At 66.2% G+C, this 16,118-nt stretch carries 20 protein-coding genes; 16 read left to right on the forward strand and 4 right to left on the reverse strand.

Translation table 11 applies throughout. The annotated features are described in order from the left end of the window. Window positions 1–144: 144 nt before the first annotated feature. The 16 genes from soxX to KUV62_RS06985 all read left to right on the forward strand — a co-directional run bounded on the left by soxX (window position 145) and on the right by KUV62_RS06985 (window position 12,730). Window positions 145–618: a sulfur oxidation c-type cytochrome SoxX gene (gene soxX, locus KUV62_RS06915; RefSeq protein WP_222602935.1), complete on the forward strand. Its 474-nt coding sequence runs from the start codon at window positions 145–147 to the stop codon at window positions 616–618. Window positions 619–655: 37 nt separating this feature from the next. After that, a complete protein-coding gene (gene soxY, locus KUV62_RS06920) occupies window positions 656–1,075 on the forward strand; it encodes a thiosulfate oxidation carrier protein SoxY (protein WP_207076425.1) in 420 nt (139 codons plus the stop codon). A gap of 26 nt (window positions 1,076–1,101) precedes the next feature. Continuing rightward, window positions 1,102–1,431 (forward strand): thiosulfate oxidation carrier complex protein SoxZ, encoded by a 330-nt coding sequence (soxZ, locus tag KUV62_RS06925; RefSeq protein ID WP_222602936.1) that lies wholly within the window; start codon window positions 1,102–1,104, stop codon window positions 1,429–1,431. Between the two features lie 61 nt (window positions 1,432–1,492). Next, the gene (gene soxA / locus KUV62_RS06930; protein WP_222602937.1) at window positions 1,493–2,347 is read left to right on the forward strand and encodes a sulfur oxidation c-type cytochrome SoxA; all 855 of its coding nucleotides are present in this window, start codon (window positions 1,493–1,495) and stop codon (window positions 2,345–2,347) included. A 96-nt stretch (window positions 2,348–2,443) separates the two neighbouring features. Further along, complete coding sequence (gene soxB / locus KUV62_RS06935) at window positions 2,444–4,141, forward strand: thiosulfohydrolase SoxB (protein ID WP_222602938.1); 1,698 nt, start codon at window positions 2,444–2,446, stop codon at window positions 4,139–4,141. 29 nt (window positions 4,142–4,170) lie between these two features. Beyond that, window positions 4,171–5,448, forward strand: coding sequence for a sulfite dehydrogenase (soxC, locus tag KUV62_RS06940; protein WP_222602939.1), 1,278 nt, complete (start codon window positions 4,171–4,173; stop codon window positions 5,446–5,448). Continuing rightward, on the forward strand, window positions 5,432–6,664 hold the full coding sequence (locus KUV62_RS06945) for a c-type cytochrome (RefSeq protein WP_222602940.1): 1,233 nt from the start codon (window positions 5,432–5,434) through the stop codon (window positions 6,662–6,664). The genes soxC and KUV62_RS06945 overlap by 17 nt, the downstream gene beginning before the upstream one ends. A gap of 298 nt (window positions 6,665–6,962) precedes the next feature. Continuing rightward, window positions 6,963–7,088: a hypothetical protein gene (locus tag KUV62_RS22680; RefSeq protein ID WP_261395398.1), complete on the forward strand. Its 126-nt coding sequence runs from the start codon at window positions 6,963–6,965 to the stop codon at window positions 7,086–7,088. Between the two features lie 77 nt (window positions 7,089–7,165). Further along, a complete protein-coding gene (locus KUV62_RS06950; protein ID WP_222602941.1) occupies window positions 7,166–7,828 on the forward strand; it encodes a hypothetical protein in 663 nt (220 codons plus the stop codon). Between the two features lie 114 nt (window positions 7,829–7,942). After that, a complete protein-coding gene (locus KUV62_RS06955) occupies window positions 7,943–8,857 on the forward strand; it encodes a cation diffusion facilitator family transporter (protein ID WP_222602942.1) in 915 nt (304 codons plus the stop codon). A gap of 121 nt (window positions 8,858–8,978) precedes the next feature. Then, on the forward strand, window positions 8,979–9,611 hold the full coding sequence (locus KUV62_RS06960; protein ID WP_222602943.1) for an ATP-dependent Clp protease proteolytic subunit: 633 nt from the start codon (window positions 8,979–8,981) through the stop codon (window positions 9,609–9,611). 153 nt (window positions 9,612–9,764) lie between these two features. Continuing rightward, the gene (clpX, locus tag KUV62_RS06965) at window positions 9,765–11,030 is read left to right on the forward strand and encodes an ATP-dependent Clp protease ATP-binding subunit ClpX (protein ID WP_222602944.1); all 1,266 of its coding nucleotides are present in this window, start codon (window positions 9,765–9,767) and stop codon (window positions 11,028–11,030) included. A 61-nt stretch (window positions 11,031–11,091) separates the two neighbouring features. Continuing rightward, complete coding sequence (locus KUV62_RS06970) at window positions 11,092–11,451, forward strand: RidA family protein (RefSeq protein ID WP_222602945.1); 360 nt, start codon at window positions 11,092–11,094, stop codon at window positions 11,449–11,451. 87 nt (window positions 11,452–11,538) lie between these two features. Next, entirely contained in the window at window positions 11,539–11,922 is a 384-nt protein-coding gene (locus KUV62_RS06975) for an NADH:ubiquinone oxidoreductase subunit NDUFA12 (protein ID WP_222602946.1), read from the forward strand. Window positions 11,923–11,924: 2 nt separating this feature from the next. After that, complete coding sequence (gene mlaD / locus KUV62_RS06980) at window positions 11,925–12,374, forward strand: outer membrane lipid asymmetry maintenance protein MlaD (RefSeq protein ID WP_222602947.1); 450 nt, start codon at window positions 11,925–11,927, stop codon at window positions 12,372–12,374. After that, window positions 12,371–12,730: a DUF2155 domain-containing protein gene (locus KUV62_RS06985; protein WP_222602948.1), complete on the forward strand. Its 360-nt coding sequence runs from the start codon at window positions 12,371–12,373 to the stop codon at window positions 12,728–12,730. Before mlaD ends, KUV62_RS06985 begins: the two co-directional genes overlap by 4 nt. Here the strand turns inward: KUV62_RS06985 and aat are convergent. From aat to KUV62_RS07005, 4 genes are all read right to left on the reverse strand, one after another. Further along, window positions 12,694–13,332, reverse strand: a complete 639-nt coding sequence (aat, locus tag KUV62_RS06990) for a leucyl/phenylalanyl-tRNA--protein transferase (RefSeq protein WP_222602949.1) — start codon at window positions 13,330–13,332, stop codon at window positions 12,694–12,696. The two genes, KUV62_RS06985 and aat, sit on opposite strands and share 37 nt — an antisense overlap. A 49-nt stretch (window positions 13,333–13,381) precedes the next feature. Next, window positions 13,382–14,737 carry an acetyl-CoA carboxylase biotin carboxylase subunit gene (accC, locus tag KUV62_RS06995; protein ID WP_222602950.1) on the reverse strand — a complete coding sequence of 452 codons (1,356 nt, stop codon included), beginning with the start codon at window positions 14,735–14,737 and terminating at the stop codon, window positions 13,382–13,384. 10 nt (window positions 14,738–14,747) lie between these two features. Continuing rightward, on the reverse strand, window positions 14,748–15,239 hold the full coding sequence (gene accB / locus KUV62_RS07000) for an acetyl-CoA carboxylase biotin carboxyl carrier protein (RefSeq protein ID WP_222602980.1): 492 nt from the start codon (window positions 15,237–15,239) through the stop codon (window positions 14,748–14,750). 220 nt (window positions 15,240–15,459) lie between these two features. Then, window positions 15,460–15,834 (reverse strand): hypothetical protein, encoded by a 375-nt coding sequence (locus tag KUV62_RS07005; protein ID WP_222602951.1) that lies wholly within the window; start codon window positions 15,832–15,834, stop codon window positions 15,460–15,462. Between the last annotated feature and the right edge of the window lie 284 nt (window positions 15,835–16,118).

Consider the following 16,118-nt stretch of genomic DNA (forward strand, 5'->3'; position numbering starts at 1 on the left):
CGGGAATGCTGCGATCGCGTAATCATCGTAAAATTCATGTCTGTGAATTTGTTGTTGCGTAAGCCCCGGACGGTAGACTACGGTATTCCACAGCTACGGAGGAGACAGCCCGCGTGTCGGGCTGCTGGAGCCAAGGGAGGGAACATGAAACTTACTGCACTGACGCTTGCCGGCGTGCTCGTCGCGGGCGCTGCACTGGCCAACGGCGTGGCCCCCGATGAGGTGACCTATGGCGAATACGGCGAGGTCGAAGCCTCGCTCAGCGGCGCCGAGGGCAATGCCGACAAGGGTCGCGAGATCTTCTCGACCAAGTCGATGGGCAACTGCGTGTCGTGCCACGCGGTCTCGGCGCTGCCCGACGTGCCCTTCCAGGGCGAGGTCGGGCCGATGCTCGATGGCGTCGGCGGCTATCGCTCCGCCGAAGAGCTGCGCGGCATCGTGGCCAATGCCAAGATGACCTTCGAGGGCACGGTGATGCCGGCCTTCTACAAAACCAGCGGGTTCATCCGCCCGGGCGACGGATACACCGGCAAGGCGGCCGAAGGCCCGCTCGAGCCGATCCTGTCGGCCCAGGATGTCGAGGACGTGGTCGCGTTCCTCATGACCTTGCAAGACTGACGCACGCGACCGCAACTTGTTCAGGAGAAACGGAACCATGGAATTCACACGTCGTGAAACCCTTGCCGTGGGCGGGGCGGCCGCGCTGGTCGCCATGCTGCCGAAGGGGGCCTATGCCGCCACCACCGAGGAGTGGATCGCGGAATTCACCGGCGGCGCCGATATGGCCGATGCGGGCATCGACCTGACCGCGCCGGAGATTGCCGAGAACGGCAACACCGTGCCGATCGAGGTCAGCGCCGAGGGCGCGTCCGAGATCCTCGTGCTCGCCACCGGCAACCCGACGCCGGGCGTGGCGACCTTCAAGTTCGGCCCGCTGGCGGCCTCGCAATACGCCTCGACCCGCATCCGCCTCGCCGGCACGCAGGACGTGGTGGCGATCGCCAAGCTGGCCGACGGCTCCTTCGCCAAGGCGTCGAAGACCGTCAAAGTGACCATCGGCGGCTGCGGCGGCTGATCGGCTTAACATAGGAGACACAGAACATGGCAGACGGCGTCAAACCCCGCGTCAAAGTCCCGAAGTCGGCATCTGCAGGTGAGGCGATCACGCTCAAGACCCTGATCAGCCACCCGATGGAATCCGGCCAGCGCAAGGACAGCTCGGGCAACGCGATCCCGCGCTCGATCATCAACCGCTTCACCTGCGAGTTCAACGGCGAGAGCGTCATCGACGTGACCATGGAGCCGGCGATCTCGACGAACCCGTATTTCGAATTCGAGGCCACCGTGCCCGAGGCCGGCGAGTTCAAGTTCACCTGGTACGACGACGACGGCTCCGTCTACGAGGAGACCAAGGCGATCGCGATCGGCTGACGCAGAACAGGACCCTGTCCCGCAGAGGTGCGGGGCAGGGCTTTTCAGGGAGGGAACCTAAATGAATTTCAGGACGATGACGGCGGCCGCCGCCATGCTGGCCCTGACCGCCCCGATGCTCGCAGCGGGCGGTGCCGATGATGACACGCTCATCATCAACGAAGACCTCGAGATCACCACCAAGGCCGCCGCGGCGCCGCATCTCGACGGTCACCTCGACGAGGTGATCTCGGGCTGGCATTTCCGTGATGACGACACCCAGGCCATGGAGATGGACGATTTCGACAACCCTGGCATGATCTTCGTCGACCAGGGCATCGACCAGTGGAACGCCGTCGAGGGCTCTGAGGAGAAGTCCTGCGCGTCGTGCCACGGCGAGCCCGAGGAGATGGCCGGCGTCAAGGCGGTCTATCCAAAGTGGAACGAAGAGGCCGGCGAGGTCCGCACGCTGCAGATGCAGATGAACGCCTGCCGCGAGGAGCGCATGGGCGCCGAGCCGTGGAAATACGACTCCGCCGACGCGATCAACATGGAGGCGCTGCTGGCCTCGGTGTCGCGCGGCATGCCGGTCAACGTCGCGATCGACGGCCCGGCCGCCGAGATGTGGGAGAAGGGCAAGGAGATGTACTACACCCGCTACGGTGTGCTCGAACTGTCCTGCGCCAACTGCCACGAGCAGAACTATGGCAACTACATCCGCGCCGACCACCTGTCGCAGGGCCAGATCAACGCCTTCCCGACCTATCGCCTGAAGAACGCCAAGCTCAACGGCTCGCATGACCGCTTCAAGGGCTGCATCCGTGACACCCGCGCCGAGACCTTCTCGCCGGGCTCGCCGGAATTCGTGGCGCTCGAGCTCTATGTCGCCTCGCGCGGCAACGGCCTCGATGTCGAGGGCCCCTCGGTCCGCAACTGATCCATTGCCCCGTGCGTGAGAACGCGCGGGGTTTCCCTTTTTCAACCAATTCACACATGCGAATGTGTGTCGCGAGCTAGACGAAAGATCCCTCCCATGATCTCAAGACGCGATTTCCTTCAGGTCTCGATGGCGGCCTCGGCGCTCTACGGCGCCAGCGGCTTCGGCAACTGGGCGCGGCTCGCCGCGCAGCAGAGCCTGACGCAGGACCAGCTGCTGCAGTTCGACACGTTCGGGAACGTCTCGCTGATCCACGTCACCGATATCCACGCCCAGCTCAAGCCGATCTATTTCCGTGAGCCCGAGGTCAATATCGGTGTCGGCCCCAACAAGGGCGAGGTTCCGCATGTGACCGGCGCCGATTTCCGCCGGCTCTACGGCATCGATGACGGCTCGCCCTCGCATTACGCGCTGACCTACAACGATTTTTCCTCGCTCGCGAAGGGCTATGGGAAGGTCGGTGGCATGGACCGCGTCGCAACCGTGATCAACGCCATTCGCGCCGACCGCCCCGATGCCATCCTGCTCGACGGCGGTGACACCTGGCACGGCTCGATGACCTGCCACAAGACCGCCGGGCAGGACATGGTCAACGTGATGAACGCGCTCAAGCCCGACGCGATGACCTTCCACTGGGAGTTCACCCTGGGCTCGGAGCGGGTGCAGGAGATCGTCGAGGGGCTGCCCTTCGCTGCCCTTGGCCAGAATATCTTCGACGCCGAGTGGGACGAGCCCGCCGAGCTCTTCAAACCCTACCAGTTCTTTGAGCGCGGCGGCGTGAAGGTCGCGGTGATCGGCCAGGCCTTCCCCTACATGCCGATCGCCAACCCGCGCTGGATGTTCCCGGAATACAGCTTCGGCATCCGCGACGAGCACATGCAGGAGATGGTCGACGAGGTCCGCGGCATGGGCGCCGAACTGGTGGTCTGCCTGAGCCACAACGGCTTCGACGTCGACAAGAAGATGGCCGGCATCGTCACCGGCATCGACGTCATCCTGTCGGGCCACACCCACGACGCGCTGCCCGAGCCGGTGCTGGTGGGCGAGACCATCATCGTGGCCTCGGGCTCCAACGGCAAGTTCGTCTCACGCGTCGATCTCGACGTGCGCGACGGCCGAATGATGGGCTTCCGCCACAAACTGATCCCGATCTTCTCCGACGTGATCACCCCCGATGCCGAGGTCGCGAAGCTCATCGACGAGCAGCGCGCGCCCTACAAGGCCGAGCTCGAGGAGGTCATCGGCCAGACCGACGAACTGCTCTACCGCCGGGGCAATTTCAACGGCTCGTGGGACGACCTGATCTGTGACGCGCTGATGTCGGAGCGCGAGGCCGACATCGCCATGTCGCCGGGCGTGCGCTGGGGGCCGAGCCTGATCCCGGGCGATCCGATAACCCGCGAGGACATCTGGAACGTCACCTCGATGTCTTATGGCGAGGCCTATCGCAGCGAGATGACCGGCGAGTTCATCAAGGTGATCCTCGAGGACGTGGCCGACAACATCTTCAACCCCGATCCCTATTACCAGCAGGGCGGCGACATGGTCCGCATCGGGGGCATGGGCTACCGCATCGATATCACCAAACCGCAGGGCGAGCGCATCTCGGAGATGACGCTGCTCAAGACCGGCGAGCCCATCGACCCGTCCAAGACCTACGTGGTCGCCGGCTGGGCCAGCGTCAACGAGGGCACCGAGGGGCCGCAGATCTGGGACGTGGTCGAGAGCCACATCCGCAAGCTGGGCACCGTCACCCTGGAGCCCAACACCAGTGTCGAGGTGGTGGGCGCCTGAGCCCGCCCCGCAGCAACAGGAGAGCCAACATGGCGACAGAGAAGAAAGCCGCCTCCGCCTCGCGCCGTCAGTTCCTGACCGGCGCCGCGGCCGTGGGCGCGGGCACCGTCGCGGCCGGCGTGGCGCGCGCGGCCGAGCCCGATCCGCTGATCACCGAGGTACAGGGCTGGGCCAGCGGCTTCGGCGACGGCGTCGATGCCACGCCTTACGGCCTGCCGATCAAGTTCGAGGACGATGTCGTCCGCCGCAATGTCGAGTGGCTGACCGCTGACACGATCTCGTCGATCAACTTCACCCCGATCCACGCGCTCGACGGCACCATCACGCCGGCGGGCTGCGCCTTCGAGCGGCACCATTCCGGCGCCATCGAGCTCAGTAAGGAGGATTACCGGCTGATGATCAATGGCGATGTCGAGACGCCGATGGTGTTCAGCTATGCCGATCTCGAGCGCTTCCCGCGCGAGAACCACGTCTACTTCCTCGAATGCGCTGCCAATACCGGCATGGAATGGGCCGGCGCGCAGCTCAACGGCGCGCAGTTCACCCACGGCATGATCCACAACATGGAATACTCGGGCATCCCCGTCCGCACCCTGCTGGCCGAGGCCGGCTGGTCGGGCGAGGTCGAGGGCAAGTGGCTCTATGTCGAGGGAGCAGATGCCTCCTCGAACGGGCGCTCGATCCCGCTCGAAAAGGCGCTCGACGACTGCCTGATCGCGATCAAGGCCAATGGCGAGGCGCTGCGCAAGGAGCATGGCTATCCGGCGCGGCTCGTGGTGCCGGGCTGGGAAGGCAACATGTGGGTCAAGTGGGTGCGCCGCATGGAGATCATGGACGGCCCCGTCGAGAGCCGCGAGGAGACCTCCAAGTACACGGACACGCTGGCCGACGGCACCTCGCGCAAGTGGACCTGGGTGATGGACGCCAAGTCGGTCGTCACCTCGCCGAGCCCGCAGATGCCGATCACCCACGGCCACGGCCCGGTGGTGATCACCGGCATGGCGTGGTCCGGCCATGGCAAGGTCACCCGCGTCGACGTCTCCAAGGATGGCGGCAAGACCTGGGAAACCGCGCGGCTCGCCGCCGATCCCGCCAACAAGGCGCTGGTGCGCTTCTACCTCGACACCGAGTGGAGCGGCGAGGAATGGCTGCTGCAATCCCGCGCCATGGACGAGACCGGCTACGTCCAGCCGACCAAGGCCCAGCTGCGCGAGGTGCGCGGCCTGAACTCGATCTATCACAACAACTGCATCCAGACCTGGTGGGTGAAATCCAACGGAGAGGCCGAAAATGTCGAAGTCTCTTAAACTCTATGCCGGCACGGCGATCGGCATCCTCGGGACGCTGACGCTGGCGGTGAACTTCGCCGACCGCTTCGTCGCCGATTTCCCCGAGAACCCGCGCACCATGGCGGCCTTGCCGGCAACGCAGGTCGAGCCGGTCGCCGAGGCGCCCTCGGGCGTGCTGATCGGCGCGGCCACCGCCGCCACCACGGATGGTGGAGGCACCTTCGGCCTGGGCCGCGCGGCGCTGCCCGAGGAGGTCGCAGCCTGGGATCTCGACGTGAGCCCGGACGGCACCGGCCTGCCTGCGGGCTCCGGCGATGTCTGGACCGGCGAGACGGTGTTCGAGGAGAACTGCGCCGTCTGCCACGGCTCCTTCGCCGAAGGCGTCGACAACTGGCCCAAGCTTGCTGGTGGCGACGGCACGCTCGCCGACGAGGATCCGCTCAAGACCGTGGGCAGCTACTGGCCCTATCTCTCGACCGTGTGGGATTACGTGCATCGCTCGATGCCCTTCGGCAACGCGCAGTCGCTCTCGGCCGACGAGGTCTACGCGATCACCGCCTATATCCTCTATTCCAACGATCTCGTGGATGACGATTTCGAGCTCAGCGACGCCAATTTCGCGGAGTTCGAGATGCCCAATGCCGACGGCTTCATCATCGACGACCGGGCCGAGACGGAATACAGCCTCTGGCGCGCCGAGCCTTGCATGGAAAACTGCAAGGAAAGCGTCGAGATCACCATGCGCGCCACCGTGCTCGACGTGACGCCGGATCACGGCGGCACCGAGGCGACCGAAGAGGCGGAAGCCTCGACCGGCGAGCAGGAGGCCGAGGTCGAGGAGGTCGCTGCGGTGGCCGAGGAGGCTGTGCCCGCGGCCGAGGAGGCGCCTGCCGAGGCCGCTCCGGTCGAGACCGCGGCGATCGACGCCGCGCTCGCCGCCGAAGGCGAAAAGGTGTTCCGCAAGTGCAAGGCCTGCCACCAGGTGGGCGAGGGCGCCAAGAACCGCACCGGCCCCGAGCTGAACGGGGTGGTCGGACGCGAGATCGCCGCCGTCGGCGACTTCAAATATTCCAAGACGCTGGCCGAGATGGGCGGTGTCTGGGACAGCGAGGCGCTGCACGGCTTCCTCGGCGATCCGCGCGGCTATGCCAAGGGCACCAAGATGGCCTTTGCCGGTCTGAAGAAGGCCGAGGATATCGACGCGGTCGTCGAGTATCTCAAGACCTTCGAATGATCCCGCGGCGCCGGTCCCGGCGCCGTCCCTTCCGCATCCGCCCTTGGATGCCCAACGCTCGGCCCGGCGCGATCCATCGCGCCGGGCCTTTTGCATCTCCCGCCCGGAGCGCCCGACCGGATGAGTGGCATTTGCTTCGAAAGGTCAGGAATTCCGCAATTGGCGCGCGGCGCTGCATGGGGCAGGATGGGGCAGAGCCAGAATGGCTTCGGACCGGCCGCTTTTATGGGTCGGGCCCGCTCGATATTTCCCGCGCCTCCAGCGCAGACGCCAATGTTTTTCCGTGGAGAGATCCGTGATGAGTTTCCGGTCCAGCATCGTTCTTCTTGCCGCATTGATCGCCCTTGCCGCCGCCCTCGGCCCGCTGGCCCGCACCGATCCCGCCCCAGACCCGCTGCCGCGCGCGGTGGCGATGCGCCTCTGAGCCAAGGCGGGCGCGGGCGCGGCTTTCGAGGTTGCTGTTAACGGGGCGTTTGGGCCGCGCATGCTAGCCGTGCCGGCATGTTAAGGGCCCGTTCGTTCCGGCTGATCCGATCCCGTGCCGCCGCGCTGTGCCCGATGTGCGGGCTGGTCCTGCTCGGCCTGCTGCTCTTCGCGGCTCCGGGCTGTTCCACGCCGCCCGCCAGCCTGCCCGTGGCCGATGCGAAGCAGCGCGCGGCGCTTGCCGGCGCGCTCATGCAGCTCTCGCCAGAAGTCGAAACCGCCACCGCCACGCGTCTGGCCGACCGCGCCTTCGATCTGTCGCGCAGCCTCGCGCCGGAGATGGCCGCGCTCGACCCGCCCATCGTACTGAGCGCGCGGCATCACGTCGGCATCAAGACCCCGAGCTTCTGCTTCACCTGGGCCGACCGCATGTATCGCCGCCTGCGGTCAGAGGCGTTTCCCGGGCTCGCGCTGCACGCGGTCATGTCGCCGGCGCGGCTGCTCCACCCGCTGGAGCACTCCGCCGTGCTGGTGACCGCGCAGGGCCGGCCGTTGTCTTCCGGCATCGTGCTCGATCCGTGCCGCCGCGAGGGCCGGCTGCTCTGGCGGCCGGCGGCCGAGGATGGCGCCTTCGGCTGGCAGCCGCGTGATGCTGTGCTCTGGCAGAAACGCTTCGGTCACCGGCCGTGGTATGCCGGAGACCCGCTCGATGCGCTGATCCAGACGGCGCCGCGCCCGTGATCAAGACTTGATGACTGCCGTCGGCTTGACCTTCCCGTCACAAGCGCGCGTTGTGGGCCTGAGCCTCCGGTGCGCCTCCGTGCCGGAGAACCGCTGCACAGCCAAGGCGAGCCCATGCCCCACGATCACCATCATCACCATATCGATCCCAATGCCGGCGACGGCAGGCTGATCGGCGCCATCGCGGTCAACATGGCGCTGACCGTCGCGCAGGTTCTCGGCGGCATCTTCTCGGGCAGCCTCGCGATGATCGCCGACGCGCTGCACAATTTCTCCGATGCGATCTCGCTGGTCATCGCCGCCGTCGCGCGCCGCATCGCGCGCCGTCCGGCAACCGAGCAGATGCCCTTCGGTTTCGCCCGGGCCGAAGTGGTGGCGGCGCTGGTCAACTACACCAGCCTGATCATCATCGGGCTCTACCTCGTGATGGAGGCGGTGCTGCGGTTCCTGTCGCCCGAGCCGGTGCAGGGCTGGCTGGTCGTCATCATCGCCGGGATCGCGCTCGTCGTCGATCTCGTCACCGCTCTGCTGACCTACACCATGTCGAAGGACAGCGTGAACATCCGCGCCGCCTTCCTGCATAACGTCGCCGATGCGCTGGGCTCTCTGGCGGTGATCTTCGCCGGCACGCTGATCATCCTCTTCGGCTGGACCTGGATCGACCCGGCGGTGACCCTGCTGATCGCCGGCTACATCCTGTGGATGGCCTTTGCCGAGATCGGCGGCGTGATCCGCATCCTGATGCTCGGCAGCCCGCCCGAGCTGGCGCCGGGCGAGGTGCTCGACGAGGCGCGCCGGGTAGAGGGCGTCGACGGCATGCACAAGGCGCATCTGTGGCAGATCGACGAGCATCGCGCGGCGTTGCAGGCGCATCTGGTGGTGCGCGAGGGCGCCTGGGGGCGGGCCGACACCATCAAGGCCTCGGTCAAGCAGCGCATGAAAGATCGCTTCGGCATCACGTATGTGGTGCTCGAACTCGAATGTGCCCGCCACGCCTGCACAACGCCGCAGGATTGGGGCGGGGCGTGAGCGCTGTCCCTACGACCTGCGTGCCAATTGAACCGCAGGCCCTTGCGGCCCCCCATGGCCGATACTAAGAATCTGGTAAGACACACGAGATAGGCACACGGAAGAAAGCAGGCAGGCGGATATGAAAGACCCTTTTGAGACATACATGAACACGCTCGTCCCGATGGTGGTCGAGCAGACCAGCCGCGGCGAACGCGCCTACGACATCTTCTCGCGCCTGCTGAAGGAGCGGATCATCTTCGTGTCGGGCCCGGTGCATGACGGCATGTCGAGCCTGATCGTCGCGCAGCTGCTTCACCTCGAGGCCGAGAACCCCGGCAAGGAAATCTCGATGTACATCAACAGCCCCGGCGGTGTGGTGACTTCGGGCCTCTCGATCTACGACACCATGCAGTACATCAAGCCCAAGGTCTCGACCCTGGTGATCGGCCAGGCCGCCTCGATGGGCTCGCTCCTGCTGACCGCGGGCGAGGCGGGCATGCGCTTCTCGCTGCCCAACAGCCGCATCATGGTCCACCAGCCCTCCGGCGGCTACCAGGGCCAGGCCACCGACATCATGATTCACGCCGAGGAAACGCTGAAGCTGAAGCGCCGCCTCAATGAAATCTACGTGAAGCATACCGGCCAGACGCTCGAGAATGTCGAGGCCGCGCTCGAGCGCGACAACTTCATGGCGCCCGAGGATGCCAAGGAATGGGGCCTCATCGACGAGATCGTCGAAAGCCGCGGCGCGGCGGAAGAGGCCAAATCCTAATCGCGTGCCCCGCCGCCACGGCGCGGCGGGGCATTTTTCAGATTGTAGAGCGCTGGGCACTGGCCTAGACTTTGCAGAATTGGCGAAAAAGATGGGCCTTCGGCTGGCAAGATGGCGCAGCCGAAACGATGAAATGGCCCTGAAAGGTGCGATATGGCGACGAATTCCGGCGGCGACAGCAAGAACACCCTCTACTGCAGCTTCTGCGGCAAGAGTCAGCACGAAGTGCGCAAGCTGATCGCGGGGCCGACCGTCTTCATCTGCGACGAATGCGTCGAACTCTGCATGGACATCATCCGCGAAGAGACCAAGGGCGCTGGCCTGAAGTCTTCCGAAGGGGTGCCGTCCCCGCGCGAGATCTGCGACGTGCTGGATGATTACGTGATCGGCCAGGCGATGGCCAAGCGTGTGCTCTCGGTCGCGGTGCACAACCACTACAAGCGCCTGAACCACAGCCAGAAGAGCTCGGATATCGAGCTGGCGAAATCGAACATCCTGCTGATCGGCCCGACCGGCTGCGGCAAGACGCTGCTGGCCCAGACGCTGGCGCGCATCCTCGACGTGCCGTTCACCATGGCCGACGCCACCACGCTGACCGAGGCCGGCTACGTGGGCGAGGATGTCGAGAACATCATTCTCAAGCTGCTGCAGTCGAGCGAGTACAATGTCGAGCGCGCGCAGCGCGGCATTGTCTATATCGACGAGGTCGACAAGATCACCCGCAAGTCGGAGAACCCCTCGATCACCCGCGACGTGTCGGGCGAGGGCGTGCAGCAGGCGCTGCTCAAGCTGATGGAAGGCACCGTTGCCTCGGTGCCGCCGCAGGGCGGGCGCAAGCATCCGCAGCAAGAATTCCTGCAGGTGGACACCACCAACATCCTGTTCATCTGCGGCGGCGCCTTTGCCGGTCTCGACCGGATCATCGCGCAGCGCGGCAAGGGCTCGGCCATGGGCTTCGGCGCCGATGTGCGCGACCCGGATGAGCGCGGCACCGGCGAGGTGTTCAAGGATCTCGAGCCCGAGGATCTGCTGAAGTTCGGCCTGATCCCGGAATTCGTCGGCCGTCTGCCGGTCATCGCGACGCTCGAGGATCTCGACGAGGACGCGCTGGTCACCATCCTGACCGCGCCGAAAAACGCCCTGGTGAAGCAGTACCAGCGCCTGTTCGAGATGGAAGACACCCAACTGACCTTCACCGACGACGCGCTGTCGGCGATCGCCAAGAAAGCCATCGAACGCAAGACCGGCGCGCGCGGCCTGCGCTCGATCCTCGAAGGCATCCTGCTCGACACCATGTTCGAGCTGCCGGGCATGGACGAGGTGACCGAGGTCGTGGTCAACGACGAGGCGGTCAATTCCGACGCCAAGCCGCTGATGATCTACGCGGACCAGAAAAAAGAAGGCACCTCGGCGAGCTGAGGTCGATAACGTTAGGCACGTCTGGGCGGGGTTTTCCCCGCCCTTTTCTTTGGAGTGAGAGATGACGATCAAGCGGATCCATACGGGCAGCCCGTTCGAAGAAAAGATCGGCTATTGCCGCGCCGTGGTGGCGGGCGGCTTCGTGCATGTCGCCGGCACGGTGGGGCAGGGCGACACGGTGACCGAGCAGTGCCGCTCGGCGCTCGAGGTGATCGGCAAGGCGCTGGCCGAGGCCGGGGCCAGCTTCGCCGATGCCGTGCGGGTGACCTATTACCTGCCCGACGCGGCGGAGTTCGAGCCGTGCTGGCCGATCCTGTCGGAGACCTTCGGAGACAACCCGCCGGTCGCCACGATGATCGAGTGCAACCTGATCGATCCGAAATACCGCATCGAGATCGAGCTCACCACGCTGGCGCCGTGATCCGCGCGGCGGGGCCCGGCGCCTGTGCGCTGGACCTCGCCCCCAAGGATCGCATATACGGAACAGGAAGATACCGAGGAGTCGTCCATGGGCATTCTGAACAAGCTCCTGAAGCTGGTCACCTGGTGGAACGGTGCCACGCTCAACACCCTTTGGTGGAGCAGCCGCAACGGCACCCGCGTCGGCGAGGATGAACAGGGCAACACCTTCTACCAGACCAAGGACGGCAAGCGCCGTTGGGTGATCTACAACGGCGAGGTCGAGGCCAGCCGGGTGAGCCCCGATTGGCATGGCTGGCTGCACCACACCTTCGCCGAGCCGCCGACCGAGCGTCCGCTGGCCCACAAGAGCTGGGAAAAGCCGCATATCGAGAACCTGACAGGCACCGCCATGGCCTATGCGCCGCAGGGCTCGATCCGCCAGCCCGAGCCGGCCACCCGCCGCGATTACGAGGCGTGGAGCCCGGAATAAGCATGACCACCTCCACCACAGAGGTGCTGGTCGGCGGGGCGGTCCTTGCCGCCGCGATCGCCTTTGGCGCCTATGCCGTCAACACCACCGGCTTCGAGCTGCACGAGACGGGCTACCCGCTCAGCGCCAGCTTCCGCTCCCTCGAGGGGGTGACGGTGGGCAGCGACGTGCGCCTTGCCGGCGTCAAGGTGGGGACGGTGACCGAGATCGCGCTCAACCCGCAGACCTTCCGCGCCGACATGGGGATGACCCTACAGGACGACATTCTGATCCCCGATGACAGCGCCATCCTGATCTCGTCCGAGGGGCTGCTGGGCGGCAATTTCGTCGAGATCAGCCCGGGCGGGTCGCCGTTCAACTATGAGGCCGGCGACGAGATCCTCGACACGCAAGGCTCGGTCAGCCTGATCTCGCTGCTGCTCAAATATGTCGCCGGGGGAGGCGAGGAATGATCCGCAAGCTCTGTCTTTGTCTGGCCCTGCTGGCCGCGCCGCTGCAGGCGCAGGAGGCCACCAACACCGGCACCGGTGCCATGCTGCGCGGGCTCGACAAGATCACCGGCCGCGCCTACGACATCTCGCTGCGCGCGGGGGAGACGGCGCAGTTCGACCGCATCGAGATCGCGCTGCAGGAATGCCGCTATCCCGAGGGAGACCCGGCGGGCGATGCCTTCGCCTTCCTGACCGTGCGCGAGGCTGGCGATGCCGAGCCGGTGTTTCGAGGTTGGATGATCGCCTCGTCGCCGGCGCTCAACGCGATGGATCACCAGCGCTACGACGTCTGGGTGTTGCGCTGCACGACCTCCTGACCGCTCGCCGCAAGCGGCGTCCCGGCCAGGTCGGGTGTCACCGATAGCGCCTCGCGCAGCTGCTCGCGATAGTTGGAGCGGGTGATCTCGAGCCCGCCCAGGCTGGCCAGGTGCTCGGTCAGGAACTGCGTGTCGAAGAGGGTGAAGCCCGCCCGCCGCAGCAGGTCGATCATCCAGCACAGCGCGATCTTGGAGCCGTCGCGGCGGCGCGAAAACATCGACTCGCCGCAGAACGCCCCGCCGATCTCGAGCCCGTAGACCCCGCCCGCCAGCTCGCCTTCAATCCAGACCTCGAGCGAATGCGCCAGCCCTCGCTGGTGCAGGGTAACGAAGAGGGCGCGGATTTCGTGATTGATCCAGGTCTCGCGGCGATCGGCGCAGGCATCGATGACGCCCTCGAAATCGCGATCCACGGTGACGGTGTAGTCATCGCGCCGGAGGCGCCGGGCGAGGCTGCGCGAGATGTGCAGCCCGTCCATCGGCAGGATGCCCCGCCGGCGCGGATCGACCCAGAACAGCTCCGGGTCGTCGCGGTGCTCGGCCATCGGGAAGATGCCCGAGCGATAGGCCTGAACCAGGAGCTCCGGGGTGATTTCGGTCATCCCCGGGGCCCCGTCGCACGCAGCGGGTGGTATCCGCCGCGCGCCGTTCTCATGCGGCCGAGAACGGGTCCTTGGCGAGCCACTTCTCCAGCCAGTGGATGTTGTAGTCGCCGGTCAGCACGTCGTCTTCCTGCAGCAGCGCGTGGAAGAGCGGGATGGTGGTGTCGACCCCGTCGACGATCAGCTCGCCAAGCGCCCGGTTGAGCCGCGACAGCGCCTCGTTGCGGTCGCGCCCGTGCACGATCAGCTTGCCGATCAGGCTGTCGTAATAGGGCGGGATCGAGTAGCCCTGATAGAGCGCGGAATCCATCCGCACGCCGAGGCCGCCCGGAGCGTGGTACTGGGTGATCTTGCCGGGGCAGGGCGAGAAGTTCGGCACCTTCTCGGCGTTGATCCGGACCTCGATGGCGTGGCCATTGATGGTCAGGTCGTCCTGCGCGAAGGACAGCGTGTAGCCCTCGGCCACGCGGATCTGCTCGCGCACGAGATCGACGCCGAAGATCGCCTCGGTCACCGGGTGCTCCACCTGCAGGCGCGTGTTCATCTCGATGAAGTAGAACTCGCCATCCTCGTAGAGGAACTCGATGGTGCCGGCGCCCGAGTATTTCAGGTCGCCGATCGCCTTGGCGCAGACCGCGCCGATGCGGGCGCGCTCTTCCTCGGTGATGCAGGGGCCGGGGGCCTCCTCGAAGACCTTCTGGTGACGGCGCTGCAGCGAGCAGTCGCGCTCGCCCAGGTGTACCGCGTTGCCCTTGCCGTCGCCGAAGACCTGGATCTCGATGTGGCGCGGGCGCTGGAGGTACTTCTCGATATAGACCTCGTCATTGCCGAAGGCGGCCTTGCCCTCGGCCCGCGCGGTCTGGAAGGCGCGCTCCATCTCGGCTTCGGAATTGGCGACCTTCATGCCGCGCCCGCCGCCGCCGGCGGTGGCCTTGATGATCACCGGGTAGCCGAACTCGCGGCCGATCTGCTTGGCCGCCTCGACATCCGGAACGCCACCCTCGGAGCCGGGCACGCAGGGCACGCCGAGCTCCTTCATGGTGTCCTTGGCGGTGATCTTGTCGCCCATCACGCGGATGTGCTGCGCCGAGGGGCCGATGAAGGTCAGGCCGTGATCCTCGACCATCTGCACGAAGCGGGCGTTTTCCGACATGAAGCCGTAGCCCGGGTGGATGGCCTGGGCGCCGGTGATCTCGCAGGCCGAGATGATCGCGGCCGGGTTGAGATAGCTGTCGGTGGAGGAGGCGGGGCCGATGCAGATGCTCTCGTCGGCCATGCGCACATGCATCGCGTCGGCGTCGGCGGTGGAATGCACGGCGACGCTGGCGATGCCCATCTCGCGGCAGGCGCGGATGACGCGCAGCGCGATTTCGCCACGGTTGGCGATCAGGATCTTGTCGAACATGGGGCCCTCCTTACTCGAGGATGACCAGCGGTGCGCCGAATTCCACGGGGGCGCCATCCTCGACGAGGATGCGCTTGACGGTGCCCGCACGCGGGGCCGGGATGTGGTTCATCGTCTTCATCGCCTCGACGATGACGAGCGTGTCGCCTTCGCTGACCTGCTGGCCGACCGAGATGAAGGAGGGCGCGCCGGGCTCGGGCTGCATGTAGACCGTGCCGACCATCGGCGAGGTCACGGCGCCGGGATGCGCGGCCGGATCTTCCGGGGCGGCTTCGGCTGCAGGCGCCGCGGGCGCGGCGGCGGCGGCCGGTGCCGGAGCGGCTGCGGGGGCGCTGACGGCGATCGGGGCGGCCTGCGGCAGGGCGCGGCTCACGCGGACGTTCAGGCTGTCGTCGTCGCCATATTCACGCTTGACCTGGAGCTCGGTCAGATCGTTCTCGCGGAGCAGCTCCGCCAACGCCTTGATGAAGGCGACGTCGGCTTCGTGGGTGTCTTTGCTCATGCAATCCTCGCCGGTGATTTGCCGGGCCTGCTTTTTCGTGGGCCCCTTGATCTGGCGCTTATAGGCCAAGCTTTTGGCCATGAAAAGCGACCCCGGCGGTGAAAAACCGCGGGTTTGCGCATTTTGAGGGCGCAGCGCGAGCGGTTCGCGCGACGCGGGTGGGGCCAGCGCCTGGCTCACGGGTGCCGCCCGTGCGTCGGATCGGCCGGCCGGGATCGCCTCAGGCCGCGGACGGGAAGACGCCGCTTCGTGCGCCCGGATCGGCGCTTCCGTATCCCGGGGCGGCGCTGTCGCCGTCAGGGACAGGCTCGGAGGGGACCATCTTCTGCGCCTGTTCCTCGAGCAGGGCGGCGATCTTGATCTGCATGATCGAGGGCGGCGCCACGTGCTTCTTTGGATCGGGAAGGCCGGTGAGGCCGCGCCAGAAATTGCTGGGTGGCTGGCCGCCCGGGTCCGGATCGGTTCCGGTTTGCGCCTGCTGCGCCACGGGCTGGACCCGGGTCTCGGCCGCCGGGCCGGCGGGCTGTGCGGGCAGGCCCAGGGGATGACCGGTGGCCAGAGGTGCCACCAGCGAGGGAACACCTGTCATCTGCATGGATTCGCTCCATCAGGTTAAAGGCCCCCACCGCGCAACTTTAGCACAGCTCGGGCGCACCGTGAGCGGATTGCCCCGGATTTTCTCGATTTTCCAACCTCTTGGTAAACATTTCCTTTTACTCTGGCGGAGCGGGGCGGACGGACGGCTGATCTGGCCACCCGCCCGTCCATCTCAGATCACCCCTTGTTGGCGCGGTTTTCGATGAGGTCGTCGACCACCGAGGGATCGGCGAGGGTCGAGGTGTCGCCGAGGGCGCCGTAGTCGTTCTCGGCGATCTTGCG

The organism is Salipiger bermudensis (assembly GCF_019801965.1).
Lineage (GTDB): Bacteria > Pseudomonadota > Alphaproteobacteria > Rhodobacterales > Rhodobacteraceae > Salipiger > Salipiger bermudensis_A.